The organism is Flavobacterium fryxellicola, assembly GCF_900143245.1.
Lineage (GTDB): Bacteria > Bacteroidota > Bacteroidia > Flavobacteriales > Flavobacteriaceae > Flavobacterium > Flavobacterium fryxellicola.
The window spans coordinates 1-18864 of record NZ_FRDK01000005.1 but is presented as its reverse complement, the minus strand read 5'-3'; the positions used below and the strand labels follow the sequence as shown (position 1 = coordinate 18864).

The window sequence follows — 18864 nt, the reverse complement described above, 5'->3', positions numbered from 1 at the left end:
AGCGCTCCTGAACAGATGAAAGTAAATAGCTAGGGAATTAAAAATTTAGTTTTCATGTGGTTGCAGTATTTGGTGTCTTTATTTATCTTCCGCGATTTTTTATTGAAGTTGCTGTTTTTGAATGTTGATTGTCTGGAGCGTTAAGATTTTATAAGAGCCTTGTTTATTATTTTGATCCACTCTTCTTTATCGCCAGTATTCGTGTTTATCGCAACACTGTTGTTGTTATAAGGTTCATAGGTTTTTAGATTCGCGCGGGAGAAAAGTCCAACAGTTGGCGTAAGGACGGAACTGGCTAAATGCATAATCCCACTATCTGCACCAATAAAGATTTCGGTATTAGCGATGACGGATCCAATTTCACGAATGTCTTTACTGTAGAATGTAAGTGCTTTAAAGCCGATTTGCGAAATGTTTTCAACAGGTAAAATTTCGATAATATTATAGTCTTGATATTCGGTTAGTAATCGTTCATAAAATTCCTCCCACCACGATTCTGAATAGCATTTATCAGAGGTAGCATACGTAAACATGCAAATCGTTTTTTTGTCATTTTTAACCAATTCTTGAATTATTTTATGTCCTTCCTTGATTTCCAAAGAACTTAATTTTAAATCCAATGATGGAATTGTATTGTCATTTTTAGCAAATCCTAATTTGGTTAGAAAATGCCTAAATTCATATACTGGGTATTTGGCAATATGCACATAGTCAATATGCTCTATTTTTAGAGCTTCATCATCTTCCCCAAAAAATTTGTATTTCGCATCAGCAAATTGAGCTGATAGTCGTCCAGAAGAAGAGTTTTTGTCTACGTTAATGACAATGTCATATTTTTGTTGTTTGATCTTTACCCAAACCTTAAAATAGGCTATCAAATTTTTAAAAGGTTTTTTAGGAAGTTCAATAATGTAATTAATATTTGGATAATTTTTAAATACAATGGGAGCCAAACCACCCTTTACAAACAAATCAATTTTACACGCGGGAAAAGCAGTTATTACATCTTGAACCAGCGGAGTAATGAGCAACAAATTTCCCAATCTGTGGTTGGGTCTAGAAATTAAAACTCTTTTAATTTCAATTTTTTGCGTTAAATCTATAATTTGATTGTTTTGTGAACTGCCAATATTTTTGGTAAGTCCATGCGTAATAATTCTTCGGACTTTATTTACTTTTTTTAAGATACTCATCGATTTATAATAGAATTTATAATTGGACCCTTTTGTTTATTCATAAAGCAGGCCTGAAAAATAATAATTTGCGTACTATCGGTGCTTCAAACACGATCTAAAATTCATTGTCACGAGACAAATGTACAATTAACACCTTAATAATGGCGTAGCTTGTATTTTAAATCAAAGGAATTCAATTGCTTTAATACGGTACACCGTAAATTAGATTAGGAGCTTTACTTTTTTGTCAAAGTAAATTTTCCCCCGCTTTGTTTTAAAATCATTTGTCTTTCAACAGGTTTGAATTCCAACTTTATCCCAGCCATTTTAAATTCAAAATTATCCTTTTCAGTAGCCTCCAGTGGAAAAGCTGCTTGACCTGTTGCTTGGGCAAAAAGTGTTGTGTTTTCTTTTGTGATTGTGATTTTCATTGGAAATCCAGCATCGGAGTATTCTCCGAGGTAAGGGTCTAAATCTTCGGTTTTTAGTATGATAGTTTTAAAAGTCGGAACTGTAAACGGTTTGTTGTAATACGCACTTAAAGCGGCAATCATAATATCATTATTCTCATAAGTTCTGCCATTGGAGGTTAAAGCAACAGCTAGTTTGTCGTCTGGAAAATAAGATAATGTCGATCTGAATTCATCAATTCCTCCGGTATGTCCAAAACTCTTTTTCTCATAAAATGGATACTGGAAAATTCCCATGCCGTAATTGTCTTGCAATTTCGTCATTTGTTTCAGACTATTCTCCGTGATAATGGCATTTGCGAAAAGCTTTTCAATAAATACCGCTAAATCTTGTGGGTTAGAAACTATAGCACCTGCTCCCATTGGGATTGACATGTCCGTTTCGGGTTCTTTAATCCATTTTTCAGAGAAGGAATACGAGTTGGTTTCGTTATTTAGAATGTTAATTTTACCTCCAACATAGGTATTTTTTAAACCTAATGGTTTTATAATTTTATCATTTAAAATAGTTTTAAATGGCTTTTTATAGGTTTTTTCAAGAATATAGCTCAATAAGACATAATTGGAGTTGCTGTAATCGGCTTTGCTGTTTGGTTCAAAAATACTTTTTCCTTTGGTAATGATGGCAACCATTTCTTTTTCCGATTTTGGTTGCGTGTTGTAGTTCAAATATTCAGGATTACTGGTAAAATTTTGAATACCGCTTCGGTGATTTAATAAGTAACCAATAGTTATTTTGCTAGCGTTTTCTATGGTTGGAAAAAACGTTTCAATAGTTTGAGTTAACATTAATTTTTTTTCTTCAACCGCCTTAAATACTAGCGCGGAAGTAAACATTTTTGAAATGGAACCCACTCTATATTTTGAAAGAGCACCAGATTTTTTATTGCTTTCTGTGTCATCCATTCCAATGGACTTTGAATACAGAAGTGTGCCATTTTGAGAAACGGCGATGCTACCCATAAATTTATCTTTGGTTTCCAAAATTTGAAATAAACTGTCTAATTTGGCAACGTTCATCTTTTGGCTATAGCTTGACCCACCTAGTAGTGCTAAAAATAGGGTAATTGCGATTTTCTTTGTCATGGTAGTTAGATTGTTGGTTTGATTTTATTCTCTAAAAATAATATTTTTTTTGGAAAGTAGAATGATTTAAAGACTATGAATAATTTTATTTATAGCAAAAGAGTGTGTCATGATCCTATTTTGTAAAATTCCTTCTCAATCTAGACAGCTAAAATAGAATTAATGTAAATTATGCGCTGGTCGTGTAAAAAAGTATGGTAAAGTCACAGGATTCTAAAAATAATTATAATCTTTGACATCTAAAAGAACACTATTATGAGCACAACAAAACTAACAATCAATCGCAATGGATCTATAAAAATAGAAGGCGATTTTGAAATAACAGACTGCGAAGGAAAAACATACGGATTAGAAGGAAGAACGGCTTTGGGTCTTTGCCGTTGTGGTTTGTCAGCCAACAAACCTTTTTGTGATGGTTCACACCGCAATGGTTTTGAGCATGAATCCGCCGCCTTCAACTTGCCTCCATTAAAAACGAAATAGATTTTTTTTGATTTAAACTAAAAAAAGCTGAACCTTGATTGGTTTAGCTTTTTTAGTTTTGGGAAGCGTTGGTTTGATAAAATGATTTTGTTCCAATTAGTATTCAACACTTTAGCTGCTGATTGCTTTGGTTGTGGTTTTTCAAGTTCAACGAAGTATCAGCTGTTGACTTTGTGTATTGTAATCAACTTACTATCTTTACCATTTTGAATGACATTCTTTTTTACCGTAGTCCACGGCATTCTTATTTTTTGATATCCTTTATAAATTGTTTCCCAATTATCATCTTTTGGCTTTTGTAAAAATGCTTTATAAACCTCGTCATTTCTTACATATTGCAAAATTCTATAATTTCCATTGATTAATCCTACTACGCTTTCAAAGAATTTTTCTACCAAAAGTTCAGAATGGGCTGAAAAGAACTGACACCAAAGATAATTAGTTACGATATGGAGTTCATCCTCATTTTGTAAATTCAAACAAATATCGAAATCAATTCCACTTTGTTTCGGAATTTCCATAGATAAATCAACAAATTCATCATCATAATCTAGAGTCATAATTAAATGTGGGAAACGATTTTGTATTTCCTTAAATTTAATCAATGCTATATCAAAGCATCTTGCTTTTGCCATCTTTTTTTTTCAATTTTGTAGCTATTGCTAGTGTGTTTACAAACCTTGACAGTCTGACTATTTGGTAAATATAATTGATTTGTCGTACAATAAAAAAGGGTTTTGTAAAATGCTTTGCAATTGAATTTTAAGGATTTACAATAGTAAAAAGGCTTCAAATATTATGTAAAAACCCAATTGTAATGGGCACAGATTGCAATTCCGCGCGGTCGGGGTTAGCGGTTCGGTTGTTTTTGCTTTCGGAATTTACATTTCGTTTTTTAGTAGTTTTTTATTTCTGTTTTTCAATCTAGTTTAAGTTGAGAATTATAATTATTATTTGATAAATCCTTTTCAGATTTAAATTTTCTACGTTCTTTATTTATTTCATCAAATTTATCGTGTTTCATAATAATTGGACTTACTAAACTCAAAAGTCCAATTAAAGCTCCTAAAAAAATATCTAAAAACTTTGCACTTTTATTAACTCTCGGGCTACAACTATATTTATTGCGAGTTTCGATAAGTATATTTCTTTTATATATTTTTCGCATTATGCTATTTGAAATTAAAAGAAATATTAAAAAAATTATTGGTGAAAAGAGATAAGTTTCAAGGGTTAAACTATTATATCTAAAGATTCCTACCGCTGTTAATAAGCAAGCGAAAATTAAATGTCGTTTTAAAAGTATCTTATTATTTAGTACTTTTTGGTATCGATATGTTAATGGATTTTGATTTCTTCCTGACAACATATAAAAAAAGACATAACCAAATCCTATGATAATGGATATTATTGATAAATAGAGATTAATGTCAAATTCTTTCATTTTAAGTTCAATTTTTCCGTCGCACCCACCTGACCGCGTACGTTATGCCACTTTGAGATGACTGTAAATTCTAAACCACTCAATTTTTGGCTAAACGAAAACTTGATGCGACACGGTGATTCCACTAAACTCCAGCTAGCTCAAAATGGCTGTTATGAGTTGTTAATTTATTCATTCCTAATTTCGTGTGAAACCGTTTCAATTAAGTTTGCGCAGTTCAAGACAAAATTGTCATCAACTTCTACTAAAGTATTAACTTCCGAAACATCACCTTCGTCAAAGAAATTCTCATCTTTCAACTTTATTCTAAAAGGTAACAATTCGATTTTTGATAATAAATGATCATAACTTCTCCCTTCTCCGTGTTTTAATACATTAATTGCGCTGATAAAGTGATCAAAATGATCATGTAGTTCTAATTTTTTTTTTTCTTTAAGTATTCTTTTCGCACTTTCAAATCCATTTCGACAAGTTAATTCGTCCTGTAATATTGCATCAAACATTGAGAACATTCCGATTGCAAATACTGTCTTTTGAAGTTGAATCATTTGTAGATTTTTTACATGAACAGTTGATCCACTTGTTTGTAGTGCATCAATAATTTTAGAATTAGTGTCTTCTAATGTGGTTAATGTAAATGATGTGCTTCTGTATATTAAGTCTTCAAAACTATGCATATTCCTTTTCGCTTTTTATTAATAATACATAACGTTTTGCTGCTTTGAGATGGTGGGGTAAACGTAACTACTCAATTTTCCGCTTAACGAAAACTTGATGCGAAACGTTAATTCCACTAAAACCCCACTATATCAAAACAGCTGTTGGTGGTAGTACTTTCGGAGGGACGTTAATTAAATAACCTGATATTTCCATCATTATATTTGTGTAATGTGTGTAATTTGAGATATTCAATATTTTTTTCTTCTTCAAAAGAAATTCATTTGGTGATATAAAACTTTTGTTATTCAGTAAGCTTTTAATAAACCTATTTCTTGCAGAACTGCTTTCGTGTGCAATATAATCTCTTAGTATTTTCATGTTATTTATATCAGTTGAATAATTTGCATCAGTAGTTAAAATTTCAAAAGGATTATCTTGAAAAATACAGTGAGATAAATTTTTTATGCTTTCATAATGATTTACAAATGATTTGTTATCTTTCTTTATGATTTTGTACAAATGGTCAGTATCAATAAAGCACAATATTCTTTCTGGACAATAACCGTAATCGCTTTGCAGACCTATTGAATAATTTTCAAATGCATCAGAAAGAAATTTTTCAAATTTTATAAAAATCTTAAAAAAAGCTAATTCATATAAATCTTTATTTGATTTACTTGTAAGTGTTAGGCTCCACTTTTCTATTTCGTCAATTAAGTCTGAATTATTCATAATTTATGCAGAAATAAAATCAGACAATATTTTTATACGTTCTTTTCTTTCAGCTTTACTAGTCGTTCTAGTTCTGTGGTATTTTTCGAAAGTTAAATATTTTTGTACGCTTGGATCATTACCATCGTCTAAGTCATAAATCGCACTATTTAATTCTGATTCAAAGATTGACAATTTGTTTATTAAATTATTTAAATGTTCATCAATAGAAGCATTATTAAATGTTTCAGTAACTTGAATATCATCATCTAAAGAATGGAATAATTGATGATTTAAAACACAAAATAATGTATAAAAATAACTTTTACGCAGAAATATTTTAGAAGTAAATAGATTGTTTTCTAGAATTCTTTCAATCAATTCTAAAATTCTATTTAGTTTAAATTCAACTTCATCAATGTCATCAATTTCTTTGTCATATTTTTTATAATAAGTATCAGTTTTTTTAGAACTATCGGTTGTTATTCCCTCCATTAGATGGATTATAAGGGAATTAAAAAACTCTACATCAATCATTCTCATTAAATCTTTGTCTTTGAAAATTTTATTTTCGATAAACAAATTTTTAAATTCTGAAGACTTACGATAAACGAAAACTTTGAATTCACCCCAAAATTGTGCATTTCGCAATTCTTGCTTATTTAAAGCCATATTATTTGTGTTTAAACGAGCAAACATTTCATAAATTCTGGCATCATCTTTAATTTTGATTATTTCAACACTTATGTTGTAATGCAAAATTTGTTCTTTTATGTCATTATCTAAGTTTTCGTAATATAAACCGCCATACTCTTTGTTGTGCGATTTTAAAATAGGGAATAGGTTTTGTGTAAATTCAATTATAGTTCTTGTTCTTTGTTGACCATCAATTATTTCTCTGAATGTTTGTCTTGTATTTATATCAATTGTTTGTCTAATGAAAATTTGAGGAATAGGATATCCTCTAACAATAGTATCAATTAAATATGATTTTGCATTTTGATTCCAAACTTGATTTCTTTGGTATTTTGGAGAAAGTAATAATTCCTTATTATCATTCCAATTCAAAATGTCATTTATGCTGTATGCTTTTGTATCTTTAATTTCACTCATGTTTTTTTATGTAATTATGATTGATTTTATGTTCTGCTTTAGTATTACCACCAACTCGTATATATGCGAAACAAACCTTCGTGTATGCACCATTAATTGGATAGCTTGGCGAAGCTTTATTTAGTATTATTTATATTCAAATATATAAAATTTTCTTACAATTAAGAACAAATTGTAACTTATCAAAATAACAAACTACAATTAATTATAAAATTCCAAATATTATTTAAGCTGCAAACTACTAATAATCGCCATTACATCTTGGTCGCCTAATCCTTCTTGTTCTGCGGCAGCATAACTGTCATACAAAGGATGAATGAGTGGCGAATCGAGTCCCGCTTCTTTGGCTAGTCTCAAATCTTTAACGAGGTGTTTCAAGGCAAATGCGGCGGGGAAAGAGTCGTTTAAAATAGCAGGTGTTTTGATATTCGAAATTCCGTTCCCACAAGCGCCTTGATTGATAATGTTGAGCATGTCTTGCTTGCTTACGCCATTTTTTTCGGCAAACAAAACGGTTTCGGCTATTCCTTGAAGGTTTAATCCTAACAGGTAATTGATGGCTAGTTTTGCGGAGCTCGCCACGCCCGGCGCACCGACGTGAATGGCGATTTTCCCGAGAGCGTCAAATAGAGGTTGGGCTGTTTCATAATCTTCGCTGGAAGCACCCACAAGAATAACTAAGGTTCCGTCTTGCGCTGGTTTGACGCTTCCTGAAACCGGTGCATCGATAAAATGAACTTGATGCAGCTGGCAAAGCGTGTGGAGATAACGGGAGGTTTCTGGAGCAACGGTACTCATGTTGATGATGATTTTTCCGGGAATTGCAGCAGCTAGTAATCCCGTTGGGCCTTCAAAAACTTCCTTTACAGCAGTGTCGTTAGATAACATGGTCACTACAACATCAGCCGTTTCAATAAGCTGGTGTAAACTTGTGGCTGCTGTTGCGCCTGCTGTAAGTAAAGGTCCTTCTTTGTCTTTGGTGCGGTTGAAAACGGTTACTTCAAAACCGGCTTTGAGTAAGTTTAAAACCATTGGGTTTCCCATGTTTCCTAATCCAACCCATCCTAATTGTAATGCATTCATGATTTTTGGTGTTGTTTGTTTTATATTTATCCTAGTGTTGTAAGGGTATAGAATGAAGTATAATGTTCCTTAAATACGCGCTTACTAAAGTACGTTTTATTGGGATAGCACAAAAAACTTAAATGACTTATCTGTTTAAAAAGAGGGTATTACTTTATTACTGAAGATGGTTCTCTAGTTTTGTTGTGAAATAGATAAACAGCAATTCACCGCGGTTTGCATGAGGGATGGAAGCGGCATCCTTTATTTTCTTTCTTTAAGAAAATAAAGATACAGCGTACCGCCCGACCTTGCTGCAACGAGAGTGAAAGCAAGGTCATGCCCTAAAAATAGGAATTCGATTTTACATTTATAAAAAAAGTATATCTTTAGCCAACTAAAAACCAAAAATCCGCTTTATGGAAGACCAAAAACCAGACGATTTTAAAAGAGAATTAGGATTACTTGACGGAACCATGCTTGTGGTGGGTTCTATGATAGGTTCCGGGATATTTATTGTGAGCTCCGATATGGTGCGCCAGGTAGGCTCTGCCGGTTGGCTTATTGCGATGTGGGTGCTTACAGGCACTATTACGGTGATTGCGGCTGTGAGTTATGGCGAATTGAGTGCGATGTTTCCTAAAGCGGGTGGGCAATATGTGTACATCAAGGAAGCGTACGGAAAACTAGTCGGTTTTTTATACGGCTGGAGCTTTTTTGCCGTGATACAAACGGGAACGATTGCCGCAGTGGGTGTGGCTTTTGCTAAATTTGCTGCGTATTTGTATGCGCCTTTGAGCGATAAGAATATTCTGTATGAGGTAGGTAGTTTTAAACTCAATGCGGCCCAGATTGTTTCTATAGTCACCATTATTCTATTGAGTTATATTAACAGTCGTGGCGTTAAAAACTCTAAGATTTTACAAACGGTTCTTACCGTAATCAAGATTTTGTCGCTGGCTGGTTTGATTATTTTTGGTTTTATGGCTGCTAAAATGGAAGTTTGGGATGCCAACTGGACCAATGCTTGGGTTTCACAAACGCTTGATACGACTTCAGGGACTTGGATGCCTATTAGTGGAGTAACATTAATATCAGCCATTTCAGCAGCCTTAGTGGGTTCGCTGTTTTCCAGTGTGGCTTGGGAAGGGGTAACTTTTATTGCAGGGGAAATCAAGAATCCAAAACGCAATGTAGGATTGAGTTTGTTTTTAGGAACGTTGATTGTGAGTGTGATTTATATTTTGGCTAATATTATGTATTTGGCAGTAGTGCCTTTATATGATATTGCAACGGCCGAATCCGATCGTGTGGCTGTGGTGGCGTCACAAAGTATTTTTGGTTCCATCGGAACTTTAATTATTGCGGTAATGATCATGATTTCTACTTTTGCTTGTAATAACGGTCTGATTATGGCGGGTGCGAGAGTGTATTATACCATGGCTCAAGACGGCCTTTTCTTCAAGAAAGCTGCTGAATTAAATAAAGCGAGTGTTCCAGCTTGGTCTATTTGGGCGCAATGTATTTGGGCTTCGGCACTTTGTTTGACAGGGAAATACGGAGATTTACTGGATTTTGTAGTAATCATCGTGTTGATATTTTACATCTTGACAATATTAGGAATTTTTATTCTTCGCAAGAAAATGCCAAATGTTGAAAGACCGTATAAAGCTTTTGGATATCCATTTTTGCCGGCACTTTATATTGTTGTTGCTAGTGCGATTTGCGTCGCTTTGCTTTATACTAAAACGAGCACAAGTGGCTGGGGAGTTTTGATTATGCTGATTGGTATTCCAGTGTATTATTTGACGAAAGCGAAGGAATAGTATTCAGTATTCAGTAATCAGTATTCAGAGTTCAGTAATCCGTTTATAAGCGATTAAATTTATTGGTCTGAAAAGAAGTTTAAAACGATGCACTTTCAGTACCGTTCGTTTTAGCTTCTTAAAAAAATGCCACAGATTCACAGCTTTCAAAATCATTTTTAATCTGTGCATCTGTGGCAAATTTCACTGATTTCCCGTAATTCAACTACGTAGAATTGTAGTCTGCCGCCTAAATCTAAGCACTTTCAATGCATAGTGGGGTATTTTTTAAGAATTACCATAAAAAAATCAGTGATAATACGTTTGATTCGTGTCATCGGCGTGCCAATTCGATTCTTTATAAAAATTTTGAATAAAAAAAATCCGTCTCGTTTTCATAACGTGACGGATTTTCTATTGAATTCAGGTTGTATTGCGGATGTTTTAATTCTACAAATTAATGACTAAAAACTAATAACTAAAAAATTACAACCGCAATGTGCAACCTGTAAGGGAATGCTAGTAATACGTAAAACGTCTTACTTTAGCAATGTATTTTGCTAATCGAATTACTTGGTGGCTGTAACCGTATTCGTTATCGTACCAAATGTATAATACGATATTCTTTCCATCTTTTGAAACGATGGTCGCGTTACTATCATAAATAGCAGGTTGTGGAGTACCTACAATATCTGAAGAAACTAACTCATTATTCATAGAATATTTTATTTGCTCTACCAGCTCGCCTTCCAAAGCATATTTTTTTATGATAGCATTGATTTCCTGCACCGAAGTAGTTCTTGAAACTTCAAGGTTTAAGACAACCAAAGAGCCATTTGGAACTGGAACCCGAATCGCATTAGAGGTCAGTTTCCCTTCCAATGATGGCAAAGCTTTTGCAACAGCGCTTCCAGCACCAGTTTCGGTAATCACCATGTTCAATGCTGCGGCTCTTCCACGACGGTATTTTTTGTGCATGTTGTCGACAAGATTCTGGTCGTTCGTGTAAGCATGAATCGTTTCTAGATGTCCTTTTACAACTCCTAAAGTATCTTCAACCGCCTTTAAAATAGGAGTAATCGCGTTCGTAGTGCAGGATGCAGCAGAAAAAATATTGATTTCATCTGGATTGTACTCGTTCTGGTTTACACCATGAACAATGTTCGGAACTCCTTTTCCGGGAGCGGTAAGCAGCACTTTATCGGTACCTTTGGAGACTAAATGTCGGCTCAGGGCTTCGTGTGTGGTGAATGCACCCGTGTTGTCAATAACCAAAGCATTGTCAATACCAAAAAGGGTATAATCAATTTCTTCTGGAGCGTTTGCAGTAATAATATGAACGGTGGTTCCGTTGATAATCAATGCGTTATTTTCTGGGTCGGCAATTACGGAACCTTGAAAGTCTCCGTGAATAGAATCATATCGCAATAAAGAAGCTCTTTTTTCGAGTGAGGTTGCATCATTTTTATCACGTGTAACAATCGCTCGCAAGCGCAACTGACTTCCTTTCCCCGTTTTAGACATCAGCTCTCTGGCTAACAAACGACCAATACGTCCAAAACCATACAAAACAACATCTTTAGGCTGAATTTCTTCTGAGTGTTTTGCATTTTTAAGTTTGTCAATCACAAAATACTTAGCATCTGGATACTTGTCCTCTTCTAAGCCATATTCATAGGTTAGTTTGCCAATGTCTAATTTTGCAGGCAACAAGTTCAATTCTAGAATCGCTTTTGCAATTTTAACAGAATCGAATATCGAAATGGGTTTCCCTACAAATTCGGCTGCATATTCATGTAGGTTAATGATGTCACTGACATTTCTGTCTAGCAGTTGATTGCGGAATAAGACCATCTCAATGGATTTGTCATACCATAAATCACTGATGATTTTAATCAGTTTTACTCCTGCGCGTCGCCTGTCGGCTTGAAAAGAAACTTCTTTTTCGTATAAAGTGGTAGTTGCCATGTTGAAAATTTAATGAAAATAAAGAATTGTATTTTTTAAAATTTCCGCAAAAGTACCCATTTCAATCGATTTCGTAACGTCTTTTGTTATTTATTTGTAAATAAAAAAGCCATCTTGTTTTTTCAAGATGGCTTTCGTTTTATAAAAAAAAGGTAGCATTAGAGAATCACTCGCATTACTTCTCCACTTTTAGTAATCATTTCAATACGTACGGTTTGCGTTTCTTCTTTTTTGCTTAAAAGTTGAGATACCGTTTCTATATCTGTAGCTTTAACATTGTCAATACTCAAGATAATATTTCCTACTAACTCCTCTCTGTATTGTTTTAAATTTTCGCTGGTGATCGATTTGATTTTTACGCCATAATCTATTTTGAATTTCTTTTTATCTGCTGCTTCTATGTTTTCTAATTCAATTCCTTTAAATTCTGTACTGAAAAATTCATTTTTACTAAGCACTACGGGAATTATTTTAGTTTTACCATCTCTAATATACGTCACTTGAACCTTGTCATTTGGTCTTTTAGTATTGATGTATCCCGAGAGATCAGCAAAAGTAGCGATGTTTTGATCGTCTAATTTAATAATGATATCGCCTTTAGTAAGTCCTGATTTTTGCGCACCAGAATTTTGCGTCACTTTATTAATGTAGAATCCTTGCGTTTGGGAAATTCCTAACTCTTTTGAAGCAATACCATTTAATTCGCCTCCTTCAACACCCAAAATTCCACGCTGTACATTGCCAAATTCCATCAGATCTTCAATGATTTTTCGGGCGATATTCGATGGAACCGCAAACGAATAGCCCACATAAGAACCTGTCATCGATGAAATCATCGTATTAATGCCTATCAGTTCGCCGCGGGTGTTGACTAATGCGCCACCACTATTTCCTGGATTTACCGCCGCATCTGTTTGTATAAAAGACTGGATGCCGCTAGTGTCTAGATCTCTGGCTTTCGCCGAAACAATTCCGGCGGTTACCGTAGAGGTTAAATTGTACGGATTTCCTACTGCTAAAACCCATTCTCCTATTTTAACCGAATCCGAATTGGCAAAAACAGTGTAGGGTAATTTTTCATTCGCATCAATTTTCAATAAGGCAATATCCATTTTTGAATCGGTTCCAATGAGTTTTGCCTGATAGGATTTTTTATTGTTTAACGTGATTTCAATTTCAGATGCGCCTTTAATCACGTGATTGTTAGTTACGATATACCCGTCTTCGGAAATAATTACTCCAGAACCCGTTCCCACTTGTTCCTGTGATTGTCCGCCTTTGTATCCATAAAAATAGTCTAATATTGGGTTGGTGACGGTCCTTCTGGACACATTTTTTACGTGAACGACGGTGTGGATGGTTTTCTCTGCAGCCTCAGTAAAATCTAGCACATCAGGTGACAATCCAATTTTTTTACCATAGGAATCAGTTGCTAATGTCACTACTGAGTTTTTGTCGTTTGCAAAATAGCCATTGGTGTCAAATAATAATTTGTATGAACCTAGTGTTACTACTCCGCTCAACAAGGAAACCAAAAAAAGTGTTGAAATTTTTTTCATAAGTAAATTCGTTTATTAAAATATTTACATGTAAAAATAGTACTAAATTCACTTTTCGAAATACAGTTTAACGCTCTTTAACAATGATTAACATTTCATTAATAGTTCGTACTTTTGTAGAACGAAATACAAATTTAAATGCAATTAGAATTTTATAAATACCAAGGGACAGGAAATGATTTTGTGATGATTGATAATCGCACGGAGTTTTTTCCAAAAGAGAATACGAAACGAATAGCGCAGTTATGTGACCGACGTTTCGGGATAGGTGGTGATGGCTTGATTTTATTGGAAAATGACGTAAAAACTGATTTTAAAATGGTCTATTACAACTCTGATGGCAATCAAAGTTCGATGTGTGGCAACGGAGGAAGGTGTCTAGTGGCTTTCGCCAAAAAGCTACAGGTAATCCAAAATGAAACTACTTTTATAGCAGCAGATGGAGTACATCACGCAACAATAGAAGCAGACGGCTTGGTTTCACTACAAATGATTGATGTGGATGAGGTAAAAGTCAGTTCAGATCATGTGTTTCTAAATACGGGTTCACCTCATCACGTGCAACTGGTGGATGATTTAGAAAATTACAATATAAAGGAGAACGGTGCCCGAATCCGATACGGTGATTTGTATGGCAAAACGGGAAGCAATATTAATTTTGTCAAACAAATCGATGCCAATACATTCTCCTTACGAACGTATGAAAGAGGAGTTGAAGATGAAACACTTTCGTGCGGTACAGGAGCAACGGCTGTTGCAATTGCCATGAATGTTCTGGGGAAAACAGCTGCTACGGCAATAGATTTAAATGTCGAAGGCGGAAAATTAGTAGTTTCATTCACTAAAAAAGAAGGGCAGTTTACCCAAGTTTTTCTCAAAGGCCCAGCAGAATTTGTATTTAAAGGAGTAATTGAGATTTAAATTTTAGCGTTCAATACTATTTAAAGAAGCTTTTGCTAGTAATAAAAATTAGAATTAAACTTTGTGTGACTTCCTGGAACCTCAGTGTAACTTTGTGAAATAATTAAATGAAAACATTAAAAGGAGATAACATCTACATACGAGCATTAGAGCCCAATGATTTAGAGTTTATTTACGCTATAGAAAACGACCAAAGCATTTGGGAAGTTAGCAACACACATACTCCGTACAGTCGGTTTCTCGTCAAGCAATATTTAGAAAATGCCCATCAGGATATCTACGAAGCCAAGCAATTGCGGTTGGCTATTTGTAAAGATCAGGATTTTCCAGCCTTAGGTTTAATTGATTTATTTGATTTTGATCCAAAGAATAATAGAGCAGGAGTGGGTATTGTTATTCAAGGAAATGAAAATAGAAATCAGAATATAGGATCGGAAGCTTTAGCGTTATTAATTGAATATGCGTTTTGCAATCTAAATTTACACCAACTGTATGCAAATATTGGTGCTGAAAATGTAGCAAGTAAGGCGCTTTTTACTAAATTTGGATTCGAAATGATAGGCGTAAAAAAAGAATGGACTTTTGTGAATGGAAAATACAAAGACGAATTTATTTTTCAATTAATCAATACTAAATTTTAAATTGTTAAGTTTTGAATGGTTGCCATTTTAAAAGCAAATAATTAGCAAAAAAGTAACGCTTTGATTCCATAAAACTAAAAAATACCACACATGAATTTAAAGAAAATTATCACAATAGTATCCGTAGTCTTAATATCAATTTTAATGATTTACGGATTAATTATTTTGCGTCAGATTTTTTCTTCCAACACAAAATTTTCAGAAAATGAAGTCTATGTTTATATCCCAACGGATTCGAATTATGAAGCGGTAAAAAAAATAGTGGCACCCTATATTGAAAACGTAGATCGCTTTGAGATGGTTGCAAACAAAAGGGGCTATGCTGAGAATGTGATACCAGGCCGTTTTTTACTGACCAAAGGAATGAATAGCTATGAGTTGGTAAAGACGTTACGACTTAATTCAGCGGTGAAACTAGCATTCAATAATCAAGAACGAGTAGAGAATTTAGCGGGACGTGTGGGTTCACAAATAGAAGCCGATAGCTTGTCATTGTTGAATTCGTTCAAAGATTCTATATTCTTAAAAGAAAACGGATTCAATGAAGAGACTATTTTGGCATTGTTTATTCCCAATACGTATGAGATTTATTGGAATACCACAGCCGAAAAGTTTCGAGATAAAATGATCAAAGAATACCGTAATTTTTGGAATAAAGAACGCGTTGCTAAAGCTGAAAAACAAGGATTAACACCTGTTGAAGCAACTATTCTCGCTTCAATTGTACACAAAGAATCCGTAAAAAAAGACGAGCGACCTAGAATTGCAGGGGTGTACTTGAATCGATTAAGAGCTGGAATGCCCTTACAAGCGGATCCGACCGTAATCTATGCGCTGAAAAAGAAGTCAAATGATTTTAATCAAGTCATCAAAAGAGTTTTTTACAACGATTTGACAATGAGTCATCCGTACAACACCTATAAAAATACTGGTCTTCCTCCAGGACCTATCGCTATGCCAGATATCACCGCACTTGAAGCTGTTTTGGATCCAGAGAAAAATGATTTTATTTATTTCTGTGCTAGTGTAGATCGTTTTGGTTACCACGAATTTGCAGTCACCTTAGACGAGCACAATAAAAACGCCAAAAAATATTCAGATTGGATCAACAGTCAAGGCGTTAAAAGATAGTTGTGAGTTGTAAAGTCCTTCTTATAGTAGCGTTCATAATTAGTTTTCAAATTGGTTATTCACAAAATAGCCCAGTTAGAAATTTCTTTAAACCATCCGATTCTTTAAATCCTAAAAGACAAAATTCAGTTGTTATCTCAGAGGCAGTTTTAGCAACGGGAGCCTTAGTTAGCCTGAATAAACTGTGGTATGCTGATTATGCTAAATCTGATTTCCATTTTATAAATGACAATGCAGACTGGCTGCAAATGGATAAAGCAGGTCATGTGTTTTCATCTTACCATTTGGGACGATTTGGTGCAGAAATGTTAGAATGGAGCGGCACCTCAAAAAAGAATCAATTGCTTTACGGCGCCGGTTTGGGATTTGTATTTCTTACCGCTGTTGAGGTCTTAGACGGGTTTTCTGCTGAGTGGGGCGCTTCTTCTGGAGATATAGTAGCTAATGCTTCTGGAACCGCTTTGTATGTCTCGCAAGAATTAATCTGGAAGGAACAGCGTATTACTCCGAAATTTTCTTTCCTTACTACGAAATATGCCAATGATCGACCCGAAGTTTTAGGAAGTTCAATTTCAGAGCAAATACTAAAAGACTACAATGGTCAAACGTATTGGCTTTCGGTCAATCTACATTCGTTTGCTAAAGACTCCAAAATACCAAAATGGCTGAATGTAGCATTGGGCTATGGAGCAGATGGAATGGTAAGTGGAAAAGAGGAAATTAACAGCACTTTTTTAGCTTCGAACCCAGAAAGATTTAGACAATTTTACTTGAGTGTAGATGTCGATTTAACAAAAATAAAGACAAATTCTCCTTTTTTGAAGACTGTTTTTTCGGTATTAAATACCGTTAAAATTCCTGCGCCAACAATCGAATTGGTGCATTTTAACGATGTTAAATATCACTTTATCTATTTTTAGAAAAGTTTAACTATCTGATTATCAGTATAATTATTTTTATTGTATCTTTGCCCGTAGAAATTTCACAACGGGACAGCGTTTGAAGAAAAACAATTTATGATAAAGAAATGGTATTTTTATACAAGTTTGACTGTAATTACAGTTTTTTTGAGCTCAGGTTTTAGACCTTTTAATTTAGAAACCAACCCATGGTTTCTTATCAATGAAGAAGATGGTACACACTACTTATATCCATCTCAAGAACAAGAAGAATACACGAATTTAAACATCCCTTTTACCGGAAATTTCTTTATTGGTTTTAGAGAAGCGCTAGGCTATCGGGAATCAGAAAGCAAATACAAAAAAATTAATTCTTTGGGATATATGGGTAAATACCAATTTGGTATTGAAACCTTAAAATCAGTGGGCATCTACAATCGCTCCGCTTTTTTAAATAGTCCTGAACTGCAAGAAAAGGCATTTTTAGCCCTTCTGGCACAGAACAAGTGGGAATTAAAAAAAGAAATTGAAAAATACGAGGGAACAATCTTAAATGGCATCCGTGTCACAGAATCTGGGATATTAGCAGCTGCTCACCTTGGCGGTGCGGGATCCGTTAAAAAATATTTTAGATACAAAGGCAAGCGAAATTTTAGAGATGCTTATGGAAGTTCCGTACGCAGTTACATGAAAATGTTTGGAGGTTATGATACTTCGTTTATTGTTGCAGACAGCAATGCGAAAGCCAAAATCAGATAATAACATTATTGGATAAAAAAAATAGGCTGTCAAGCAAGGTTGACAGCCTATTTTTTTTATTATTAGATTACTTTGCTTTAAGAATTTCGCCATTAGGGCTAACCAATAATTTAATGGTTTCCTTATCTTTTTTTATTTTTACATTGTATTGTTTTTTGATAATGTCTCCATCCTCTTGTGTGTAAACAAAACTATCATTTACAATAAACCAGCCGGGATATGTTCGGTAGATGGAGTAGATTACTTCGCTAGGAAGAACCACATTCTTGAATTGTTCTACAACACGTACTAATTTTCCTTGTTCGTTGTAGGTAGCGGTTAACGATCCATTTTTTACTTCCATAACCACAAGATACTCTTCGTATCCTTCAGCATCTTTTCCTAAATCATAAGCAATGAATTTCTCTTCTACCATTTTGACCTTTTGATCCGGATTATTATCAGGAATGTATACTGAAAAATCAGTTCCTACTCTCTTAATTATCACTCCAGGTAATTCCTCGATTTTGATTTTTCCTTTTTCAGTTACTTGAGCATTTACTGCTAGTGTAACGCTTAAAAAAAGTATAATAATAAGTGCTTTCATACTATTTAAGTTTTAAATTAATTAATGATTTTTTCAATTATATTCAACTAAAAGATTCTAAGGCTTACTTTTTACTTCCCCTTTTTATATTTGTTAATTGTCTTAAGATCAGTATTTTAAAATTTAAATTCTTTGCTAAAAAGAAATATATACATGTAAATTTAGTTTTTTAATTCAGAATTTAGCGTTAATTTTACTATAATTTATGTTAATAAAAAGAGTCAAATTAGATTCTTTTTCTTAAGATTTTTGTGTTTTTTTATTTTAATTAAAAATAAAAAAACACCAAGCTTTCGGAGGGCACTGAAAAACATCGTCTGTTTTGATTTGTGTCATTTTTATAGACCAAAAAAAACGCTTATAATCGAATTTTTAAGATTCGTTATAAGCG

Annotated in this window: 18 protein-coding genes; 7 read left to right on the top strand and 11 right to left on the bottom strand. The window is 34.0% G+C overall.

All coding sequences use genetic code 11. The annotated features are described in order from the left end of the window. Positions 1 to 140: 140 nt before the first annotated feature. Together BUA03_RS09040 and BUA03_RS09035 are read right to left on the bottom strand one after the other, a co-directional pair. On the bottom strand, positions 141 to 1193 hold the full coding sequence (locus tag BUA03_RS09040) for a glycosyltransferase family 9 protein (RefSeq protein WP_066082263.1): 1053 nt from the start codon (positions 1191 to 1193) through the stop codon (positions 141 to 143). A gap of 218 nt (positions 1194 to 1411) precedes the next feature. Continuing rightward, entirely contained in the window at positions 1412 to 2731 is a 1320-nt protein-coding gene (locus BUA03_RS09035) for a serine hydrolase domain-containing protein (RefSeq protein ID WP_066082261.1), read from the bottom strand. A gap of 255 nt (positions 2732 to 2986) precedes the next feature. Here BUA03_RS09035 and BUA03_RS09030 point away from each other — a divergent pair, with 255 nt between their 5' ends. Beyond that, a complete protein-coding gene (locus tag BUA03_RS09030) occupies positions 2987 to 3214 on the top strand; it encodes a CDGSH iron-sulfur domain-containing protein (protein ID WP_066082259.1) in 228 nt (75 codons plus the stop codon). 158 nt (positions 3215 to 3372) lie between these two features. On the opposite strand, the gene BUA03_RS09025 is transcribed toward BUA03_RS09030, so the two are convergent. From BUA03_RS09025 to BUA03_RS09000, 6 genes are all read right to left on the bottom strand, one after another. After that, complete coding sequence (locus BUA03_RS09025; protein WP_066082257.1) at positions 3373 to 3849, bottom strand: hypothetical protein; 477 nt, start codon at positions 3847 to 3849, stop codon at positions 3373 to 3375. A gap of 284 nt (positions 3850 to 4133) precedes the next feature. Further along, positions 4134 to 4658 (bottom strand): hypothetical protein, encoded by a 525-nt coding sequence (locus BUA03_RS09020; protein ID WP_066082255.1) that lies wholly within the window; start codon positions 4656 to 4658, stop codon positions 4134 to 4136. A gap of 167 nt (positions 4659 to 4825) precedes the next feature. Next, the gene (locus tag BUA03_RS09015) at positions 4826 to 5206 is read right to left on the bottom strand and encodes a hypothetical protein (RefSeq protein ID WP_245792600.1); all 381 of its coding nucleotides are present in this window, start codon (positions 5204 to 5206) and stop codon (positions 4826 to 4828) included. Positions 5207 to 5462: 256 nt separating this feature from the next. Next, positions 5463 to 6050: a hypothetical protein gene (locus tag BUA03_RS09010; protein ID WP_066082251.1), complete on the bottom strand. Its 588-nt coding sequence runs from the start codon at positions 6048 to 6050 to the stop codon at positions 5463 to 5465. A 3-nt stretch (positions 6051 to 6053) separates the two neighbouring features. Beyond that, positions 6054 to 7142, bottom strand: a complete 1089-nt coding sequence (locus BUA03_RS09005; RefSeq protein WP_066082249.1) for a DUF262 domain-containing protein — start codon at positions 7140 to 7142, stop codon at positions 6054 to 6056. A 222-nt stretch (positions 7143 to 7364) separates the two neighbouring features. Then, a complete protein-coding gene (locus BUA03_RS09000; protein WP_066082246.1) occupies positions 7365 to 8225 on the bottom strand; it encodes an NAD(P)-dependent oxidoreductase in 861 nt (286 codons plus the stop codon). 398 nt (positions 8226 to 8623) lie between these two features. Here BUA03_RS09000 and BUA03_RS08995 point away from each other — a divergent pair, with 398 nt between their 5' ends. Continuing rightward, positions 8624 to 10030 carry an APC family permease gene (locus tag BUA03_RS08995; RefSeq protein WP_066082244.1) on the top strand — a complete coding sequence of 469 codons (1407 nt, stop codon included), beginning with the start codon at positions 8624 to 8626 and terminating at the stop codon, positions 10028 to 10030. A gap of 498 nt (positions 10031 to 10528) precedes the next feature. Here BUA03_RS08995 and BUA03_RS08990 read toward each other — a convergent pair whose 3' ends face one another. Together BUA03_RS08990 and BUA03_RS08985 are read right to left on the bottom strand one after the other, a co-directional pair. After that, entirely contained in the window at positions 10529 to 11977 is a 1449-nt protein-coding gene (locus BUA03_RS08990; protein ID WP_066082242.1) for a glyceraldehyde-3-phosphate dehydrogenase, read from the bottom strand. Between the two features lie 158 nt (positions 11978 to 12135). Continuing rightward, the gene (locus BUA03_RS08985) at positions 12136 to 13536 is read right to left on the bottom strand and encodes a trypsin-like peptidase domain-containing protein (protein ID WP_066082239.1); all 1401 of its coding nucleotides are present in this window, start codon (positions 13534 to 13536) and stop codon (positions 12136 to 12138) included. 138 nt (positions 13537 to 13674) lie between these two features. On the opposite strand from BUA03_RS08985, the gene dapF reads away from it, so the two are divergent. From dapF to BUA03_RS08960, 5 genes are all read left to right on the top strand, one after another. Further along, a complete protein-coding gene (gene dapF / locus BUA03_RS08980; RefSeq protein WP_066082237.1) occupies positions 13675 to 14457 on the top strand; it encodes a diaminopimelate epimerase in 783 nt (260 codons plus the stop codon). A gap of 107 nt (positions 14458 to 14564) precedes the next feature. After that, positions 14565 to 15098, top strand: coding sequence for a GNAT family N-acetyltransferase (locus BUA03_RS08975; protein ID WP_066082234.1), 534 nt, complete (start codon positions 14565 to 14567; stop codon positions 15096 to 15098). Between the two features lie 90 nt (positions 15099 to 15188). Beyond that, positions 15189 to 16229, top strand: coding sequence for an endolytic transglycosylase MltG (gene mltG / locus BUA03_RS08970; protein WP_066082232.1), 1041 nt, complete (start codon positions 15189 to 15191; stop codon positions 16227 to 16229). Then, positions 16226 to 17149, top strand: a complete 924-nt coding sequence (locus tag BUA03_RS08965) for a DUF2279 domain-containing protein (protein WP_394333628.1) — start codon at positions 16226 to 16228, stop codon at positions 17147 to 17149. Before mltG ends, BUA03_RS08965 begins: the two co-directional genes overlap by 4 nt. A gap of 96 nt (positions 17150 to 17245) precedes the next feature. Then, the gene (locus BUA03_RS08960; protein ID WP_066082228.1) at positions 17246 to 17887 is read left to right on the top strand and encodes a peptidoglycan-binding protein LysM; all 642 of its coding nucleotides are present in this window, start codon (positions 17246 to 17248) and stop codon (positions 17885 to 17887) included. 67 nt (positions 17888 to 17954) lie between these two features. Here BUA03_RS08960 and BUA03_RS08955 read toward each other — a convergent pair whose 3' ends face one another. Beyond that, positions 17955 to 18473 carry a hypothetical protein gene (locus BUA03_RS08955; RefSeq protein ID WP_066082226.1) on the bottom strand — a complete coding sequence of 173 codons (519 nt, stop codon included), beginning with the start codon at positions 18471 to 18473 and terminating at the stop codon, positions 17955 to 17957. Between the last annotated feature and the right edge of the window lie 391 nt (positions 18474 to 18864).

Excerpts from the sequence above, each read along its gene's own strand:
- BUA03_RS09040 (WP_066082263.1), bottom strand. The coding sequence starts at position 1,193 with ATGAGTATCTTAAAAAAAGTAAATAAAGTCCGAAGAATTATTACGCAT.
- BUA03_RS09035 (WP_066082261.1), bottom strand. The coding sequence starts at position 2,731 with ATGACAAAGAAAATCGCAATTACCCTATTTTTAGCACTACTAGGTGGG.
- BUA03_RS09030 (WP_066082259.1), top strand. The coding sequence starts at position 2,987 with ATGAGCACAACAAAACTAACAATCAATCGCAATGGATCTATAAAAATA.
- BUA03_RS09025 (WP_066082257.1), bottom strand. The coding sequence starts at position 3,849 with ATGGCAAAAGCAAGATGCTTTGATATAGCATTGATTAAATTTAAGGAA.
- BUA03_RS09020 (WP_066082255.1), bottom strand. The coding sequence starts at position 4,658 with ATGAAAGAATTTGACATTAATCTCTATTTATCAATAATATCCATTATC.
- BUA03_RS09015 (WP_245792600.1), bottom strand. The coding sequence starts at position 5,206 with ATGATTCAACTTCAAAAGACAGTATTTGCAATCGGAATGTTCTCAATG.
- BUA03_RS09010 (WP_066082251.1), bottom strand. The coding sequence starts at position 6,050 with ATGAATAATTCAGACTTAATTGACGAAATAGAAAAGTGGAGCCTAACA.
- BUA03_RS09005 (WP_066082249.1), bottom strand. The coding sequence starts at position 7,142 with ATGAGTGAAATTAAAGATACAAAAGCATACAGCATAAATGACATTTTG.
- BUA03_RS09000 (WP_066082246.1), bottom strand. The coding sequence starts at position 8,225 with ATGAATGCATTACAATTAGGATGGGTTGGATTAGGAAACATGGGAAAC.
- BUA03_RS08995 (WP_066082244.1), top strand. The coding sequence starts at position 8,624 with ATGGAAGACCAAAAACCAGACGATTTTAAAAGAGAATTAGGATTACTT.
- BUA03_RS08990 (WP_066082242.1), bottom strand. The coding sequence starts at position 11,977 with ATGGCAACTACCACTTTATACGAAAAAGAAGTTTCTTTTCAAGCCGAC.
- BUA03_RS08985 (WP_066082239.1), bottom strand. The coding sequence starts at position 13,536 with ATGAAAAAAATTTCAACACTTTTTTTGGTTTCCTTGTTGAGCGGAGTA.
- dapF (WP_066082237.1), top strand. The coding sequence starts at position 13,675 with ATGCAATTAGAATTTTATAAATACCAAGGGACAGGAAATGATTTTGTG.
- BUA03_RS08975 (WP_066082234.1), top strand. The coding sequence starts at position 14,565 with ATGAAAACATTAAAAGGAGATAACATCTACATACGAGCATTAGAGCCC.
- mltG (WP_066082232.1), top strand. The coding sequence starts at position 15,189 with ATGAATTTAAAGAAAATTATCACAATAGTATCCGTAGTCTTAATATCA.
- BUA03_RS08960 (WP_066082228.1), top strand. The coding sequence starts at position 17,246 with ATGATAAAGAAATGGTATTTTTATACAAGTTTGACTGTAATTACAGTT.
- BUA03_RS08955 (WP_066082226.1), bottom strand. The coding sequence starts at position 18,473 with ATGAAAGCACTTATTATTATACTTTTTTTAAGCGTTACACTAGCAGTA.